Origin of the sequence: Streptomyces sp. 130, from assembly GCF_007096885.1 — a bacterium.
GTDB lineage: Bacteria > Actinomycetota > Actinomycetes > Streptomycetales > Streptomycetaceae > Streptomyces.
This window is the reverse complement of sequence record NZ_VJNO01000024.1, coordinates 1-15,939: the sequence shown is the minus strand read 5'-3', so window position 1 is coordinate 15,939 and position 15,939 is coordinate 1. Positions and strand designations below refer to the sequence as shown.

At 72.9% G+C, this 15,939-nt stretch carries 16 protein-coding genes; 6 read left to right on the top strand and 10 right to left on the bottom strand.

Translation table 11 applies throughout. From position 1 onward, the window contains the following. Positions 1-149: 149 nt before the first annotated feature. Together FKN01_RS20515 and FKN01_RS20510 are read left to right on the top strand one after the other, a co-directional pair. Complete coding sequence (locus tag FKN01_RS20515; RefSeq protein ID WP_143622707.1) at positions 150-1,517, top strand: FAD-dependent oxidoreductase; 1,368 nt, start codon at positions 150-152, stop codon at positions 1,515-1,517. Positions 1,518-1,736: 219 nt separating this feature from the next. Beyond that, the gene (locus tag FKN01_RS20510; RefSeq protein WP_143622705.1) at positions 1,737-3,170 is read left to right on the top strand and encodes a carotenoid oxygenase family protein; all 1,434 of its coding nucleotides are present in this window, start codon (positions 1,737-1,739) and stop codon (positions 3,168-3,170) included. Between the two features lie 40 nt (positions 3,171-3,210). Here FKN01_RS20510 and FKN01_RS20505 read toward each other — a convergent pair whose 3' ends face one another. Continuing rightward, positions 3,211-4,350, bottom strand: coding sequence for a DUF6777 domain-containing protein (locus FKN01_RS20505; RefSeq protein WP_260696956.1), 1,140 nt, complete (start codon positions 4,348-4,350; stop codon positions 3,211-3,213). A 260-nt stretch (positions 4,351-4,610) separates the two neighbouring features. On the opposite strand from FKN01_RS20505, the gene FKN01_RS20500 reads away from it, so the two are divergent. Both FKN01_RS20500 and FKN01_RS20495 read left to right on the top strand, forming a co-directional pair. Beyond that, a complete protein-coding gene (locus FKN01_RS20500; protein ID WP_143622703.1) occupies positions 4,611-5,147 on the top strand; it encodes a DUF1990 family protein in 537 nt (178 codons plus the stop codon). Positions 5,148-5,177: 30 nt separating this feature from the next. Continuing rightward, the gene (locus FKN01_RS20495) at positions 5,178-6,581 is read left to right on the top strand and encodes a lipase maturation factor family protein (RefSeq protein ID WP_143622701.1); all 1,404 of its coding nucleotides are present in this window, start codon (positions 5,178-5,180) and stop codon (positions 6,579-6,581) included. A 3-nt stretch (positions 6,582-6,584) separates the two neighbouring features. Here FKN01_RS20495 and FKN01_RS20490 read toward each other — a convergent pair whose 3' ends face one another. Genes FKN01_RS20490 through FKN01_RS20450 form a run of 9 tightly spaced genes read right to left on the bottom strand, consistent with a single transcriptional unit; the run spans position 6,585 to position 14,695 of the window. Further along, positions 6,585-7,934: an ammonium transporter gene (locus FKN01_RS20490; protein WP_143622699.1), complete on the bottom strand. Its 1,350-nt coding sequence runs from the start codon at positions 7,932-7,934 to the stop codon at positions 6,585-6,587. A 38-nt stretch (positions 7,935-7,972) separates the two neighbouring features. Next, positions 7,973-8,929 (bottom strand): urease accessory protein UreD, encoded by a 957-nt coding sequence (locus FKN01_RS20485; protein WP_143622697.1) that lies wholly within the window; start codon positions 8,927-8,929, stop codon positions 7,973-7,975. 1 nt (position 8,930) lies between these two features. Beyond that, the gene (gene ureG, locus FKN01_RS20480; protein WP_143622695.1) at positions 8,931-9,551 is read right to left on the bottom strand and encodes an urease accessory protein UreG; all 621 of its coding nucleotides are present in this window, start codon (positions 9,549-9,551) and stop codon (positions 8,931-8,933) included. A 29-nt stretch (positions 9,552-9,580) separates the two neighbouring features. Then, on the bottom strand, positions 9,581-10,327 hold the full coding sequence (locus tag FKN01_RS20475) for an urease accessory protein UreF (protein ID WP_143622693.1): 747 nt from the start codon (positions 10,325-10,327) through the stop codon (positions 9,581-9,583). Between the two features lie 4 nt (positions 10,328-10,331). Further along, positions 10,332-12,056, bottom strand: a complete 1,725-nt coding sequence (gene ureC, locus FKN01_RS20470; RefSeq protein ID WP_143622691.1) for an urease subunit alpha — start codon at positions 12,054-12,056, stop codon at positions 10,332-10,334. Beyond that, positions 12,056-12,523, bottom strand: coding sequence for an urease subunit beta (locus tag FKN01_RS20465; RefSeq protein ID WP_143622689.1), 468 nt, complete (start codon positions 12,521-12,523; stop codon positions 12,056-12,058). The genes ureC and FKN01_RS20465 overlap by 1 nt, the downstream gene beginning before the upstream one ends. Then, positions 12,520-13,374 carry a sirohydrochlorin chelatase gene (locus tag FKN01_RS20460; protein ID WP_143622687.1) on the bottom strand — a complete coding sequence of 285 codons (855 nt, stop codon included), beginning with the start codon at positions 13,372-13,374 and terminating at the stop codon, positions 12,520-12,522. The genes FKN01_RS20465 and FKN01_RS20460 overlap by 4 nt, the downstream gene beginning before the upstream one ends. Positions 13,375-13,376: 2 nt before the next feature. Continuing rightward, positions 13,377-13,682, bottom strand: coding sequence for an urease subunit gamma (locus FKN01_RS20455; RefSeq protein WP_143622685.1), 306 nt, complete (start codon positions 13,680-13,682; stop codon positions 13,377-13,379). A 50-nt stretch (positions 13,683-13,732) separates the two neighbouring features. Then, positions 13,733-14,695, bottom strand: coding sequence for an urea transporter (locus FKN01_RS20450; protein WP_143622683.1), 963 nt, complete (start codon positions 14,693-14,695; stop codon positions 13,733-13,735). Between the two features lie 196 nt (positions 14,696-14,891). Between FKN01_RS20450 and FKN01_RS20445 the strand changes: the two genes are divergently transcribed. Next, a complete protein-coding gene (locus tag FKN01_RS20445) occupies positions 14,892-15,362 on the top strand; it encodes a CrcB family protein (protein WP_143622681.1) in 471 nt (156 codons plus the stop codon). Continuing rightward, complete coding sequence (locus FKN01_RS20440; RefSeq protein WP_143622679.1) at positions 15,359-15,733, top strand: CrcB family protein; 375 nt, start codon at positions 15,359-15,361, stop codon at positions 15,731-15,733. Before FKN01_RS20445 ends, FKN01_RS20440 begins: the two co-directional genes overlap by 4 nt. Positions 15,734-15,939: the final 206 nt, after the last annotated feature.

Sequence of the window (15,939 nt, the reverse complement as noted above, 5' to 3'; positions counted from 1 at the left end):
GCGGGACGGAGGGCCGAATACCGCCCAGTAGTGCCGCCCCGCCCCGAAAGCGCGTCCGAGCAGGGGCTAACGTGTGCGGCGGGGTCGACTAAGCCTTGCCTTACCAACCGGCCCCGGTTCTGCTCATCCGTTCGAAGGAACAGCTCGCCATGACACGCCCCGTCCGCGTCGCCATCGTCGGAGCCGGTCCCGCCGGCATCTACGCGGCGGACGCGCTGCTCAAGTCCGACGCGGCCGCCGACCCGGGCGTCTCCATCGACCTCTTCGAGCGGATGCCCGCCCCCTTCGGCCTGATCCGCTACGGCGTGGCGCCCGACCACCCGCGCATCAAGGGCATCGTGCAGGCGCTGCACCAGGTGCTGGACAAGCCGCAGCTGCGCCTGTTCGGCAACGTCGACTATCCGAACGACCTGGACCTCGACGAGCTGCGCACGTTCTACGACGCGGTGATCTTCTCGACCGGCGCCGACGCGGACCGCGCGCTCGACATCCCGGGCCACGACCTGGACGGCTCCTACGGTGCCGCCGACTTCGTCTCCTGGTACGACGGCCACCCGGACGTCCCGCGCACCTGGCCGCTGGAGGCCGAGAAGGTCGCCGTGCTCGGCGTCGGGAACGTGGCCCTCGACGTGGCCCGCATCCTCGCGAAGACCGCCGACGAGCTGCTGCCGACGGAGATCCCCGCCAACGTCTACGACGGGCTCAAGGCGAACAAGGCGCTGGAGGTGCACGTCTTCGGTCGGCGCGGCCCGGCCCAGGCGAAGTTCAGCCCGATGGAGCTGCGCGAGCTGGACCACTCGCCCAACATCGAGGTCATCGTCAACCCCGAGGACATCGACTACGACGCGGGTTCGATCGAGACCCGGCGCGGGAACAAGCAGGCCAACATGGTCGCCTCCACGCTGGAGAACTGGGCGATCCGCGACGTCGGCGACCGGCCGCACAAGCTCTTCCTCCACTTCTTCGAGTCCCCGGTGGAGATCCTCGGCGAGGACGGCCGGGTCACCGGTCTGCGCACCGAGCGCACGGAGCTGGACGGCACCGGCAATGTGCGCGGCACCGGGACCTTCCACGACTGGGACGTCCAGAGCGTCTACCGGGCGGTCGGCTACTACTCGCGCGAGCTGCCGAAGCTGCCGTTCGACGTCGCGTCCGGCACGGTCCCGCACGCCGCGGGCCGGGTCCTCGAAGGCGGCGAGCCGATGGAATCGGTGTACGTCACCGGCTGGATCAAGCGCGGCCCCGTCGGCCTGATCGGTCACACCAAGGGCGACGCCAACGAGACGGTCGCCTGCCTCCTGGAGGACCACGCCGCCGGCCGGCTCTCCGCCCCGGAGCGGCCCGAGCCGGAAGCCGTCACCGCCTTCCTGGAGGAGCGCGGCATCCGCTACACCACCCGCGAGGGCTGGTACCGCCTCGACGCCCACGAGCGCGCTCTCGGGGCCGAACAGGACCGCGAGCGCGTCAAGGTCGTGGAGCGCGAGGCGATGCTGGACGCCTCCGAGGCCGGCAGCTGACACCACCGGGACGGCCCCGCACACCCATCGGGGGAAGGTGTGCGGGGCCGTCGCGACCCGTCCGCAAGGCGCGGTCCGCCGCGCCTTCCAGGGGGTCCTGGGAACGGTCCGCCGCGCTCCACGATCCGCGTTGCGACGGTCCCGGGCCGGGGCTTGAATGAAGAGTCAGCCCGGCCCGCATCCGGGGGGCGCGTCCACGCCCCGGCAAGGGAGGCCGCCATGGCCGCACATGCCGCACACGCCTTCGACCCGAGCAGGGTCGTCCACCTCTCGGGACGCTTCGCCCCAGTGACGGAAGAGGTCGACGAAGCGGACCTCGAGGTGACGGGCACACTGCCCGGTGAACTGGACGGGGTGTTCCTGCGCAACGGCCCCAACCCCCGCTTCACGCCCATCGGTTCGTACCTCTACCCGATCGACGGCGACGGCATGCTGCACGGCGTGTGGATCTCCGGCGGCCGGGCCCGCTACCGCAACCGGTTCGTCCGGACACCCGCCGTGGTCGCCGAGGAGCGGGCCGGGCGGGCCCTGTGGGGCGGCATCGAGTCGATGGTCCTGCCCCGGGAACCGGACGTCGGGCCGGAGCTGGCCGGCACCTTCCGCGACATGCCCGACATCAACGTGGTGCGCCACGCGGGACGGCTGCTGGCGCTCGCCGAGTCCGACTGCCCGTTCCTGATGACGCCCGACCTGGCGGCCGTGGGCAAGGAGACGTTCGGCGGCGCGCTGCCGGCGGGCATCACCGCGCACCCGAAGACCGACCCGGCCACGGGCGAGATGCTGGTCTTCTGTTACGGCCTGGAGCCGCCCTGCCTCACCTGGTCCGCGATCGGCCCCCTGGGCGACGTGCTCAGGGGGCCCACCCCGGTGGACGGGGTCGACGAGCCGATGATGATCCACGACATGGCGATCACCCCTCGCTTCCTGGTGATCGTGCTGGCACCGGTGTTCTTCGACATCGCGGCGGCCGTGCACGGCGGTTCGATGCTCGACTGGCGTCCCGACCGCGGCACCCGCCTCGCGCTGATCCCGCGCGACGGCGGCCCGGTGCGCTGGGCGTCGGACGACGCCTTCTGGCTGTGGCACACGGTCAACGCGTACGACACCGAGCCCGGTGGCGGTGACGTGGTGCTGGACTACGTGCAGTGGACCCGGCTGTCGCTCGGTGCGCCCGCCGGGGGCGCGGGGCCCAACCGCGCGGGTCTGGTGCGGGCGGTCATCGATCCCGTCGCGGGCACGATGCGCCGGACCGTGCTGGACGACGTCCGGATGGAGCTCCCCCGCACCGACGACCGGCTGATCGGCAGACGCCACCACCAGCTGGCCGTGGCCTCGGACTCGGGCGGCGCGGACCTGCTGCCGGGCGAGTACGACACACTGCGCTGGTACGACGGCAACGACCCCGCCGGCCCGCACGTGGCGTGGCGGGCCGGGGACCTGTCGGTGGGCGAGCCGGTCTTCGCGCCCGTCCCCGGCACCGGGCCGGGCGACGGCGGCTACTGGATGACGTACGCCACCGACCGCACCGACGGGACCAGCTGGCTGCTCGTCCTCCCGTCCGAGGACCCCTCGTCGGGCCCGGTGGCCCGGGTCCGCATCCCGGTCCGCGTCCCCCTGGGCCTCCACGGCAACTGGCTGCCCACCGAGGAGTGAACCCCTCAGCCCGCTCAGCCTCTCAGCCCGTCAGCGCCCCTCACCACCGCGCCGCCGGGCCGTCGCCGGCCCCCCGGAGCAGCCGGATGGACGTCGGCGGCTCGTCGGACCCGGGCTGCCGGTCCGGGATCGACGGCACCGCGGAGGGCTTGTCCGTGGGCTCCCCGGAGGGCGTCGGGCAGCGTGTTTCGCCGGGCTCCCGGGCGGGTACGTCGCGGGCCGCCGCCGGCTCACCGGGCGGTGTGGGCGTCTGCGGTGCGGGTACGTCGGGCGTCGGGCAGTCCTCCGGGGGCCGGGACGGCGTGGGCTCCGTCGGGGGCTTCGGCCGCTTGGTGCCGGGCGGCGGTACGTCGGGGAGCGGGCCGGTGATGTCGGTGTCGGGCGTGTAGGGCGGCGGCTCCTCGGGAACGCGGTCGCCGGTGCCCTCGTCGCCGGCCGGCCGGGCGATCCAGCTGTGGTGCGCCAGGTCGGCGATCACCAGCTCCGTCACGGGCCGCGCGGCGGGCTCGACCACGACGGTCCGCGCCGGGTCGAACCCCTCCCACCGCCTCCCCGTTCCGGCCGACGCGTCGCCCGGGCCGGCCGGCGGGTCCAGCGGGTTGCCGCAGACGCAGCGGACCCGGGGCAGCCCCCGTGCGTCGACCAGGACCGCGGTGCCGGCCTGCAATACGGACTGGTACGCGGTGACGGAGCCGTCCCGGAAGCCGTGCCCGGTGACCAGGGTGTCGGCGCGCAGCACCACGGGCGTCAGTCCGCGCAGGAAGCCGTCGAGTTCGTCGCGGGCGACGGACACGGTGCGCGCGAACGCCTCTTCCCGCGCCGCCTCCACGGCGAGCATCCGGATCTGCGCCTCGACGTCGCAGGAGGGGACGGCGCGTGTTCCGGCGTACAGGCCGGGCGTCGACCCGGTGCGCCTGAGCGCCCGCCCGGGTGCCGCCGGGGAGCGGGGCGCCCGGGTCCGCGCGGTGTCCGGCGGCAGGGCGGGGCCGCTCGCGGTGGAGGCGGTGAAGGGGGCGGCCCCGGGGTCGGTCGCGGGCTGGAGGAGGACGTCCGCCGCGCCGGCCGTCGCGGTGGCGGGGCCGCCGCTCCCGGAGGTGTCCCGGGCGCAACCCGCGACGAGGACGAAGCCGGCGCAGAGCAGGGCGGGCACGGTGCGGCGCAGTCGTATGCGTGAGGGCACGGGCGGGTCTCCTGCCTGGTCACCGGTCTCCCGGTCGCTCCCCTCATGTCTGCCGCAGTTCCCCGGCCCCCGCAAGCCAACCGCCTCCGCGGACACGCTCGCCGATGCCTTCTTGAACGCGTTCAAGTGACCCCGTAGAGTCTGCGGTGCCGATGGTTTGAACACGTTCAATCCGGGGGGGGGGGTATGCCGGTCCTTGTCGGGCCGATCGTCGTCCGGGCCTGGCGGCACCCGCACCTCCACGACGAAGGAAGCGCCCTGTGAGCGGTCTCAGCTATCCGGAAGTGGGAGCCACCCGTCTCGGCCCGCTCCCCGACGGCTACCACCACCTGCACCACCGCACCGCGGTCGGGCGCGGACGCGCCGACTTCGAGGCGGCCGGTGCGGCGATCACCGAGTTCCGTGTGCATCGCGGGTCGGGGGCACGCGTGCGGAGCTCCGCCCGCCGCGCCGACACGGGGACGGCCGTCCGGGTGGTGGCGCAGGCCGGGCCCCTGCGGCTCGCCGTCCCCTGCCGGGTCGTCTGGGCCGAGTACGGGCCCGCCCGGATCGGGTTCGGCTACGGGACGGAGACCGGCCACCCCGAGCGCGGCGAGGAGTGCTTCGTGGCCGAACTCGCCGACGACGGCACGGTCTCGTTCACGGTGATGGCGTTCAGCCGGCCCGCCCGCTGGTACTCGCGGCTCGGCGGTCCGCTGGTGCCGGCGCTCCAGCGGTGGTACGCGCGCCGGCTGGGCCGTACGCTGCGCCGGATCGTCGCGGAGGAGCGCGAGCGGCGCGAGGCGCGAAGCGGGTGAGCCCGGGGGCGCCGGGCCATACTGGGAGCGATGGAGTGGTTCACCGCCGACGGGTACTGGCTGGGCCGGCTGGTCTTCCAGAAGGCCCTCGCCGTCATCTACCTCGCCGCCTTCCTCACCGCGGCGCTCCAGTTCCGGGCGCTGATCGGGGAGCGCGGCATGCTGCCCGCGACCGAAGCGCTGCGGCGTACGTCCTGGCGCACCGCCCCGGGGCTCTTCCGGCTCCACTGCTCCGACCGTTTCTTCGCCGTGGTCGCCTGGACCGGGTGCGCCGTCTCCCTCGCGCTGATCGCCGGGGCGGACAACCAGGTGCCGTTGGGGGCCGCGATGGCGTTGTGGGCGCTGCCGTGGCTGCTGTATCTGTCGATCGTGCAGGTGGGCGGTGTCTGGTACGGATTCGGCTGGGAATCGCTGCTGCTGGAGACCGGTTTCCTGGCCGTCTTCCTGGGGAACGCCGGCACGGCTCCGCCCGTGCTGGTGCTCTGGCTGCTGCGGTGGGTGCTGTTCCGGCTGGAGTTCGGCGCCGGGCTCATCAAGTGGCGCGGCGACGCCTGCTGGCGGAACCTGACGTGTCTGGACTTCCACCACGAGACGCAGCCGATGCCGGGTCCGCTGAGCTGGTTCTTCCACCGCCTCCCGCGCCCCGTGCACCGGGTCGAGGTGGCGGCCAACCATGTGACCCAGCTGCTCGTTCCAATCCTGCTGTTCACCCCGCAGCCGGTGGCGGGCGCGGCGGCCGGGCTGATGGTCGTCACGCAGTTGTGGCTGGTGCTCTCGGGGAACTTCGCCTGGCTCAACTGGCTGACCATCACGCTCGCCCTGCCGGCCATCGACTGGTCGCCGGTGACCGAGCCGCCCGCCCAGCGGGGCGCGCCCGTCTGGTACGCGGTGCTGGTCGTCGCCGTCACCGCTCTGGTCCTCGTGCTCAGCTACCGCCCGGCCCGCAATCTGGTCTCCCGCCGCCAGGTGATGAACCGGTCCTTCGACCCGCTGCACCTGGTCAACACGTACGGCGCGTTCGGCAGCATCAGCCGGGTCCGCCTGGAGGTGGTGGTCGAGGGCACCGAGGACGCGGTGGTGCGTCCCGGCACGGTGTGGAAGGAGTACGGCTTCCGGGGCAAGCCGGGTGATCCGCGGCGGGTGCCGCGCCAGTTCGCCCCGTACCATCTGCGGCTCGACTGGATGATGTGGTTCGCGGCGCTCTCCCCCGCGTACGCACGGGCCTGGTTCGGGCCGTTCGTGGAGCGGCTGCTGGAGAACGACCGGGACACGCTGCGGCTGCTGCGCCACAACCCGTTCCCGGACGCCCCGCCCGCGCAGGTGCGGGCCAGGGTCTTCCGCTACCGCTTCACGACCTGGCGCGAGCTGCGGGCCACCGGGTGCTGGTGGCACCGCACCTTCGTACGCGATTTCCTTCGTCCGACCAGGGCCTAGCGGTTACTTCCCGCTCTCGCGGGCGCGCAGCAGCCGGCTGATCTGCTGGACCAGTTCGTCGTCGCTCGCCACCCGCCGCCCGGAGACCAGCGCGCCCAGGCGCTCGGCGGTCTGGAAGTCGTACGCCCGCTCGGCCTCCTCGCCGGGCACGTTCGCGTACTCCTCCTTCGCCCGGAAGCCCACGGTCAGGTCGACCGCCTTGGCGATGAGCCAGGTGAGGATGAACGAGAACGCGATCACGGACACGATCGCGACGAGCTGTCTGCCGAGGAGGCTCCAGCCGCCACCGTAGAACAGGCCCTCCTTGCCGCTGACGCGGGCGGTGGCGAAGAGGCCGACCATGATCAGGCCGATGAGGCCGCCGACCCCGTGCACCCCGACGACGTCGAGCGTGTCGTCCACGCCGAAGCGGAACTTGAGGGTGATCGCGTACGCGCTCACCGCCCCGACCACCAGACCCGTGATCACCGCGCCCAGCGTGTTGATCTCGCCGCAGGCCGGGGTGATGGCGACCATGCCGGCGACGGCGGAGGAGACGACGCCCATGGTGGTCACCCGGCCCGTGCGCCACTTCTCGACCAGTGGCCAGGTGACCATGGCGCCCGCCGCGCCGAGCTGCGTGTTGATGAAGGCGGCCGCGGCCGTGCCCTGGTCGGTCAGCGCGGAGCCGGAGTTGAAGCCGAACCAGCCGAACCACAGCAGCCCGACGCCGACGACCACGAGCGGGATGTTGTTGGGGCGTTCCTCGCGGCGGGCGAAGTCACGGGGAGCGCGCAGCACGAGGGCGACGGCGAGTCCGGCGACCCCGGAGTTCAGCTCCACCGGCAGCCCGCCGGCGAAGTCGAGGGCGCCGAGGTGCCGCACGATCCAGCCGTCCTTGTCGAACACCCAGTGGGCGATGGGGATGTAGACGATCAGCAGCCAGAGCACGACGAAGACGAGCCAGCCCCGCATCGTGGCGCGGTCGGCGATGGAGCCGCTGATCAGCGCGACGGTGATGACGGCGAAGCCCATCTGGAAGGTGCTGTAGATGTACGTGGGGATGGCCCCGCTCAGCGTGTTGAGCTCGATGCCCTTCATGAACACGTGGTCGAGGTTCCCGATGAGCCCGGCGCCCCCGACGTCCGGCCCGAACGCCAGGGTGTACCCGAGGACCCACCAGACGAGGGTGCCGAAGGCCAGCGCGGCGAAGCTCATCTTGATCATCATGAGCACGTGCCGGGTGCGCACCATGCCGCCGTAGAAGAACGCGAGGCCGGGGGTCATGAGCAGGACCATGGCGGTGGCGGCGAGCAGCCAGGCGGTGTCCCCGGAGTCGTACGCGGCCGGCATGGGCGCGGGAGCGGTGATCATCGGCGGTACCTCGGGTAGGGGTGTGCGGGCGGGAATCGCTACGGCTTGCGCAGGTCGGGCGGCGGGTGGCCGGTGAGCAGCCGGCGTGCGGCGTGCCAGGCGGCCCGGTGCGCCTCGGCGACCCGGACCGGGCTGTCGTCGAGCAGCCGCACCCACGCCCCGCAGTCCCGGGGCAGCACGCTCACCCCGTACAGGACGCCGAGCCCGGCCAGCGCCTCGTGCAGGGTGTCGGCGAGCTCGGCGGCGGGAACGCGGTCGGTCACCGCGAAGAGCGAGGCGACGTGGTCGCGGCCGGCGAACACCCCGGGCCCGAGGACTCCGGTTCCCGGCTGCCCGGGCGCCAGACGCAGGGTGTCGATGGCGAGGAGGGTGCCGTCGGGCCTGCTCACCCGGAGGTCGGTGGCGAGCATCCGGTACGCGTGGCGCTCGCCCCGGGCGAGCCGGCCGGCGGTGAGGGTGTCGCCGGCGACAACGGTGGCGCCGGGCGCGACGGTGACCTCGGTGCGCTGGTAGAACCGGGCGTCCCGGAACGGGATGAGCGGGTCGGGGAGGTATTCGACGTAGCTGCCGGTCTCGGCGGTGAGGTGGACGCGCTGGCTCGCGTAGTCGTGTTCCATCCGGAAGATCTTGGTCGCGGCCTGGGTCGTCAGGTGGACCTCGGTGTCGGGGCCGCAGTGGAAGTCCATCCGGTAGCGGTCGGCCTGGGCGATGCCGCCGCCGGTCGCCATGAGGTAGACGTACGCCATGCCGGACCGCGCGGGGTCGATCCACAGCGGGCGCATGATCTGGAGCGGGGTCTTCTGGTAGCGCCCGACGAGTTCGGTGCGCCCGCCCCGCACGGCGAAGGAGAGGTCGAGGATGCCGACCTTGGCCGGGGAGCCGGGCGCCAGGGTGTCCGGGACGGAGGCCAGCGCCGCCACGCCCGGGGGGACGCGGACGGGTGTGTAGTACTCCTCGGTGAGCCGGTCCTCCGGCCGTTGCGGGGCGAGCGGCATGTCAGATCAGCACCTTGCGGCGTGATTCGAGGTAACCGGCGATCTCGTCCACGCCCACGCCGGTCAGGCAGTCGGTGAGGACGACGGGGCGGTCGCCCCGCACCCGGTGGGCGTCCGACTCCATGACGCCGATGTCCGTACGCACGTACCGCGCGATGTCGATCTTGTTGATGACCAGCAGGTCGGAGTCGGTGATGCCGGGGCCGCGCTTGCGGGGCATCTTCTCGCCCTCCGCGGTGTCGAGCACGAAGAGGAAGAGGTCCACCAGGGCCGGGCTGAACGTCAGGGTGAGGTTGTCGCCGCCGGACTCGTACAGGAGGGTGTCGGTGTCCGGGAAGCGCTCCAGCATCTCGGCGCCCGCCGCGAGGTTCATCGTCGGGTCGTCGCGTACGGCGGTGTGCGGGCAGGCACCCGTCTCGACGCCGACGACGCGCTCGGGTTCGAGGACTCCGGCCAGGGTGCGGCGGACGTGCTGGGCGTCCTCCTGGGTGTAGATGTCGTTGGTGATGACGGCGGGGCGGTGGCCGCGCGCGATCAGGACCGGGACCAGCGCCTCGATGAGCGCGGTCTTCCCGGAACCGACGGGTCCGCCGATGCCGACCCTGAGTACGTTGTCGTCCATGGTGCTCCTAGGGGTGTCGTGGTGGGTGTTCAGCTGGCGAAGAGCCGGGCTTCGGCGCGTTCGTGACGGCCCGACATGACGTCCGAGGCGAAGACCGTGGCGCCGACGTCGTCCAGCTCACCGCGCAGTGCCGCGTCGACGGCGGTCTCGATGACGGGTGCGGCGCCCGCGAGCAGGGTCTGCGCCGTACGGTGGTCGGTCAGCCTCAGCCGCAGGGCGGCACCCGCGAAGCTGACGCAGAACGCGAACAGGTCGGCGGCGACCGCCTGGCGGACCGGGACGCCGGTCGCCGCGTAGACGACCCCGGCGGCCACCGCCTGGGTGCCCGGGGCCTCGCGGCGCACGACCCGGCCGTAGTAGTCGCCGATCTCGGGGCGGCCGAAGACCTCGTGGCCCAGGTCCAGGAGCTGGCGCCCGGTCCGGGTGGCGGCCTGGCGCATCTCCCGGCCCAGCTTCGTGGCGTACAGGTGCTCGTCGATCCGGACCACGGCGTCCGGGTCGCCCGCCGCGGTCGCCCGGTGGGCGAGGGCGAGCGCGGTGGCGTCGGCCGGCCCGACTCCGTGCAGCAGCAGGTCCGCCAGCAGCGGCGGCAGGCTGCCGGCGTCCACGGCGCCCGCCTGGACGTAGCCCTCCAGGCTGTGCGAGAGGGTGTAGAAGCCGCTCGGGAACGCCGAGTCGGTCAGCTGGAGGCTGACCAGCAGCGGTCCGAGGCCGGTGGCCGCCGAGGTCCCCGCCGGGCCGGGGTCGCCCGCGATGTCGCCCTCCTTCCGGTACATCGGCCTAGACCAGGAAGTAGAGGTGGTTCAGGGGCAGCGTCTCGGCCGGGTCGATGGTGGCGACCTTGCCGTTGAGCGTGACCTTGAACGTCTCCGGGTCGACCTGGACGTCGGGCAGGGCGTCGTTGCGGATCATGTTGTGCTTGCCGATGGTGCGGGTGCGGCGCACCGGGAGGACCTGCCGTTCCAGGCCGAGTTCGGCCGGCACCCCGGCGGCGATGCCCGCCTGCGACATGAAGGTGGCGTGGGTGGCCGGGAGCGCCTTGCCGTACTGCCCGAACATCGGCCGGTAGGTCACCGGCTGCGGGGTCGGCAGGGAGGCGTTGGGGTCGCCCATCTGCGCCCAGGAGACGATGCCGCCCTTGATGATCATCTTCGGCTTGGCGGCGAAGGAGTGGATGGGCCACAGCACGATGTCGGCGAGCTTGCCCTTCTCGATCGAGCCGACGTAGTCGGAGATCCCGGAGGCGATGGCGGGGTTGATGGTGACCTTGGCGAGGTAGCGCAGCACCCGCTGGTTGTCGTTGCGCTCCGAGTCGCCCTCCAGGACGCCGAGCTTGTCCTTGCAGTGGTGCGCGGTCTGGAAGGCCCGGGTGACGGACTCGCCGATGCGGCCCATGGCCTGGGAGTCCGAGGAGAACATGCTGATCACGCCGAGGTCGTGCAGCACCGACTCGGCGGCGATGGTCTCGGCCCTCACCCGGCTGTCGGCGAACGACACGTCCTCGGGGATGTCACGGCTCAGGTGGTGGCAGACCATGACCATGTCGAGGAGTTCGTCCACCGAGTTCCTGGTGTACGGCAGCGTCGGGTTGGTGGAGGACGGCAGGACGTTCGGTTCACCGGTGACGCGCAGGATGTCGGGGGCGTGGCCGCCGCCCGCGCCCTCGCTGTGGAAGGTGTGGATGGCACGGCCGTCGATGGCGGAGCGGGTGTCCTCGAAGAATCCGCTCTCGTTGAGGCTGTCGGTGTGGATCGACACCTGGACGTCGTGGGTGTCGGCGACGGTCAGCGCGTTGTCGATGACGGCCGGGGTCGCGCCCCAGTCCTCGTGCACCTTGAGACCGCAGGCGCCCGCGGCGATCTGCTCGTTGAGCGCCTCGGGCAGGCTGCCGTTGCCCTTCGCCATGATGCCGAGGTTGACGGGGAACGCCTCGGCCGCCTGGAGCAGCTTGCCGATGTTGTAGGGACCCGGCGTGCAGGTCGTCCCGTTGGAGCCGTCCGTGGGGCCGGTGCCGCCGCCGATGAGCGTGGTGATGCCGTTGGTCAGCGCCTGTTCGGCCTGCTGCGGGGCGATGAGGTGCACATGGGTGTCGATGGCGCCGGCGGTGGCGATCAGGTGCTCACCCGCGATGGCCTCGGTGCCGGGCCCGACGACCAGGTCCGGGTCGACGTTGTTCTGCGTCTGCGGATTGCCGGACTTGCCGATGCCGACGATGAAGCCGTCCTTGATGCCGATGTCGCACTTGACGACGCCCACCATGGGGTCGATGACCACCACGTTGGTGATGACGGTGTCGAGCGCGCCCTGGGCGGCGGTGGCCTGCGGGTCGGCGGCCATGCCGTCGCGCATGGTCTTGCCGCCTCCGTAGACGACCTCGTCGCCGTACAGACCCTCGCTGTAGTCCTTCTCGACCTCGACGACGAGGTTGGTGTCGGCGAGGTGGAAGCGGTCACCGACCGTCGGCCCGAACATGTCGGTGTACTGCTTGCGGGGCAGGATGGGCATCAGCGCGAACCCTTCTTCTTGTCCTTGGCGGACTTGGCGGGCTTGGCGGGCTTGTTCGCCTTCGAGGACTCGTCCGCCGTGGCGGGCTCGGCGGTCTCGGCCCCCCGGAAGCCGCGTTCGATGGCCCGGCGGACGGCCTCGACGCGGGCGGGGTGGGAGGAGAGGCTGCCGTTGAGCAGCCCGCTGAAGCCGGTGAGCCGGCCGGTTCCGGCGTACGCGCAGAGCTCGACCTCGCGCGTTCCGCCGGGCTCGAACCGTACGGAGGTGCCGGCGGCGATGTTGAGGTGCATGCCGAGGGTCGCCTCGCGGTCGAAGGCGAGCGCCGAGTTGACCTCGAAGAAGTGGTAGTGCGAGCCGATCTGCACGGCCCGGTCGCCCGTGTTGCTCACGGTGACCTTGAGCGTGCGGCGGCCCGCGTTCAGTTCGATCGGGCCGTCTCCGTACAAGTACTGCTGACGGAACGTCATGCGATGCTCCTGATGCCTCGGTCCGCTTCGGCGGCGGACGGGTGGTGGTGATGCCGGTGCACGCCCCCGGGACCGTGCTCGTGGGGATGGACGTGCGCGTGGCCGTGGCCCTCGCCCGCCGGGTGGGTGTGGGCGTGGCCGTGGTGGTCGGCGGCGGCGAGCCCGGCGGTGACGCCGTCGTCGCCGTGGTCGCGCAGGCGCCGGCGCGCGTCGGCCACGCGCTCGTCCAGCACCCGCCGCAGCGCGGGGGCCGGCACGAGGGGGCCGGCGTCCGTCACCGGCACCGGCCCCGCGCCGACCGGGCCGGCCGCCGTGAACGACGCGGGCAGCAACGCCACGCGCTCCGCGCCCAGCAGCCCGCAGCGCCGGACGCCCTCGGCCGGGTCCGGGTCGCCGTCCTCGAAGGCGACCTCGACCAGGGCGTGGCGCCCGTAGCGGCGTACGAGGGCGGCCACGCGGTGGAGCTCGGCGTCCTCGAACGGGTCGCCGCAGGGGGCGGTGACCAGGAGCGCGGCGTCGTCGGGTGCCCGGCCGGCCGCCGCCCGCAGCCAGGCGACGAGGTGCTGGGCGGTGCCGAAGGGCTCGGCGAGCAGCACGGCCGCGGGCGCGGGCCCGCCGGCGGGGACGGCGCGCAGGGTGCGCGCGGTGTCCGCGACGAGTCCGGGGTCGCGGCCCAGCGTCATCGGGACGACCACGACGGGCTCGCCCCGGCGCAGGTGCGCGGCGACGGTCCGGAAGAGCGCGCGGCCGTTGGGGACGATGCTCACGTCCGGGCCGAGCAGTCCCTCCAGCGCCCGGCCGTAGGCGGCTTCGTGGCCGCAGACGGCGATGACGGCCCCGTTCCCCGCCACGGTCAGCCGCCGATGGGGTCGTGGCAGGAGACCAGTTTGGTGCCGTCCACGAAGGACGCCTCGACCTGGAGCAGGCCGAGCATCTCCCGTACACCGGGCATGGTGTCGTCCTCGCCCACCACATGGCGGCCCAGCTCCATGCAGTCCGCGACGCTCTTGCCGTCGCGGGCCGCTTCCAGGATCGCCTCGGTGATCAGCGCGACCGACTCGCTGTAGTTGAGCTTGAGGCCGCGGCCCTGGCGCTTGCGGGCCAGGTCGGCAACGACGTAGACGAGCAGTTTGTCGATCTCGCGGGGGGCGAGGTTCATCGTGGATACCTTCCTCGGAGGGGGTACGGGGGCGGGGGCCCGGGGCCTCGTCAGTCGCTGCGGCGCAGGCGCGGCAGCAGCTCCACGGCGACCAGCAGCGTCCAGGTGGTGAGGATGAACGGCCAGGTGAAGGTGTGGCCGCCGAACGGTTTGAAGAAGGAGGTCAGGGTCGCGGTGAGGCCCGTGCTGACCGCCGCGCCGAGCAGCGTGTAGAGCCCGTTCCAGACCGTGGGGGCCAGGAAGACGGCCCCGAGGCCGATGGCGACGAGCACCGCGTTGTATCCGTAGATGCCGTTGGCGATCAGCGCCGTCGGCGCGCCGAGCAGCCAGGCGGCGACGATCCCGGTCACGCTGCCGGCGGCGGCCCAGAGGACGACGCGCGGGCCGGCCAGGGCGAGCCCGGCGAGCATGATCAGTCCGACGTACCAGCTCTCGACCAGGAAGACCTGCGAGACGTTGTTGAAGAAGGCGTGCCACAGGTCGTTCCAGGTGATCCCGGTGTCCCCGCTCGTCGTGCTGGAGACGGCGGCCGGGGCGCCGTGCCAGACGCGGTCGAAGGAGGGGGCGCCCACCACCATCACGCCGGAGACCAGGCAGAACGGCGCGGTCATGGGGCTGAGGCGGTACGGGGCGAGGAGGGTGGCCAGGGCCGCCATGAGGACGACGCACAAGGCGGCGCCCACGACGGTCAGCACATAGGTGGCCGGGTGGTTGCCGAGGGTCGAGACCAGGGCGATGCCGGTGAGGCAGCCCGCGAACCCCTGCATGCCGAGCGCGATGCTCCCCCGGTCCACGGCCAGCGCGTAGGCGACGGCCGTGGCGATCAGCGTCCCCAGCGTGGCGAAGAGGCCGGTCTCCCAGCCCGCCACCCACAGCCCCGCGAGGATCGCGGCCCCGGTGAACAGGCTCGCCTGGAAGTCGACCTGGCCGACACCTCGCAGGGATGCCAGCAGGTACGCGGACGGCTGGCGGCTCTCCAGCCGCCGGACGTGATCCGGCTCGGCGAGGGACACGGCGTGCTCCAGCGGCTCGTCGGCGGGTGCGCTTCGGGCAGGGCGGACGACCGGGGAAGTCCGTCATATGCCATGGAGTCACAGAAGGCCGCGCTTTTCTCGCGGGGGGCGTTCCCGGTAGGCCGCTCGGGTGCACCGCCGGGGCACGCCGGGCACCGGGCCCTCGGCGTCGCCCGGCGGCCCGTACCTTCACGGCATGTCCCGGAAGATGCGGTTGCACCGCCACAGCCACCCGGATCACCACCCCGGCGCGCAGCTCCCGGTCGTGGCCGCCGTCGCGGTCGGCGGTGCGGCGGGGGCCGCCGCGCGGTACGCGGCCGAGCGTCTGTGGCCGACCGGGACGTTCTCCTTTCCCTGGACGATCCTGCTGGTCAACGCGGTGGGCTGTTTCCTGATGGGAGTCCTGATGGTCACCCTGAAGCTGCGCTTCCCCGGGGCTCCCCGACTGATCAGTCCGCTGCTCGGCACCGGGGTGCTCGGCGGCTTCACGTCGTTCTCGCACTACACGGACGACGTGCGGCAACTGTTCGAGAACCATCAGCCCGGCTACGCGGTGGGATGCCTGGTGCTGACCGTGGCCGCAGCACTGGCGGCCGTGACGGCGGGAGCGTTCGCGGCGCACTTCACCTTCGGCCGGTCCTACGGTGAGCGGGGCGAGGCGTCATGACCGACTGGCTGCTCGTACTGGCCGGTGGCCTGGTGGGGGCGCCGGTGCGCTACCTGCTCGGCGTGGACGCGAAGTTCCGCCTGCACAGCGCCTTCCCCTGGGGCACCTTCGCGGCCAACGCGGGCGCGGCGCTGATCCTCGGCTTCGTCGCGGAGGCGGCGGCCGGCGGCGATCTGGGCGCCCGGCTGAACCTGCTGCTGGCCACCGGTTTCTGCGGGGCCCTGTCGACGTGGTCGACGTTCTCGTACGAACTCCTCCACCTCGGCTCGGCCCGCCGGCTGGGCCTGGCGGCGGGCTACCTCCTGCTCACCGTCGCCGCCGGGGTGGGGCTCTCCTTCGCCGGGGCCGCCGTGGCGCGCGCGGTGTTCTGAGGGCAGGCGGGCAGAACGCGCCGCGGCCCCCCCCCCCGGGGGGGGGGCGGGGGGGGGGGGGGGGGGGGGGGGGGGGGGGCGGGGGGGGGGGGGGGGGGGGGGGGGGGGGGGGGGGGGGGGCGGGGGCCGGCCCTCGGCGGGAACGGTGCCCGGGGCGCCCGTACGCACCGGCGCGACCGCCCCCTCCGCGCACCCGCCGCAGCGCA

Bases quoted from the DNA above. Each gene is read 5' to 3' on its own strand.
- FKN01_RS20515 (WP_143622707.1), top strand. From the start codon at position 150: ATGACACGCCCCGTCCGCGTCGCCATCGTCGGAGCCGGTCCCGCCGGC.
- FKN01_RS20510 (WP_143622705.1), top strand. From the start codon at position 1,737: ATGGCCGCACATGCCGCACACGCCTTCGACCCGAGCAGGGTCGTCCAC.
- FKN01_RS20495 (WP_143622701.1), top strand. From the start codon at position 5,178: ATGGAGTGGTTCACCGCCGACGGGTACTGGCTGGGCCGGCTGGTCTTC.
- FKN01_RS20490 (WP_143622699.1), bottom strand. From the start codon at position 7,934: ATGATCACCGCTCCCGCGCCCATGCCGGCCGCGTACGACTCCGGGGAC.
- FKN01_RS20485 (WP_143622697.1), bottom strand. From the start codon at position 8,929: ATGCCGCTCGCCCCGCAACGGCCGGAGGACCGGCTCACCGAGGAGTAC.
- ureG (WP_143622695.1), bottom strand. From the start codon at position 9,551: ATGGACGACAACGTACTCAGGGTCGGCATCGGCGGACCCGTCGGTTCC.
- FKN01_RS20475 (WP_143622693.1), bottom strand. From the start codon at position 10,327: ATGTACCGGAAGGAGGGCGACATCGCGGGCGACCCCGGCCCGGCGGGG.
- ureC (WP_143622691.1), bottom strand. From the start codon at position 12,056: ATGCCCATCCTGCCCCGCAAGCAGTACACCGACATGTTCGGGCCGACG.
- FKN01_RS20465 (WP_143622689.1), bottom strand. From the start codon at position 12,523: ATGACGTTCCGTCAGCAGTACTTGTACGGAGACGGCCCGATCGAACTG.
- FKN01_RS20455 (WP_143622685.1), bottom strand. From the start codon at position 13,682: ATGAACCTCGCCCCCCGCGAGATCGACAAACTGCTCGTCTACGTCGTT.
- FKN01_RS20445 (WP_143622681.1), top strand. From the start codon at position 14,892: ATGTCCCGGAAGATGCGGTTGCACCGCCACAGCCACCCGGATCACCAC.
- FKN01_RS20440 (WP_143622679.1), top strand. From the start codon at position 15,359: ATGACCGACTGGCTGCTCGTACTGGCCGGTGGCCTGGTGGGGGCGCCG.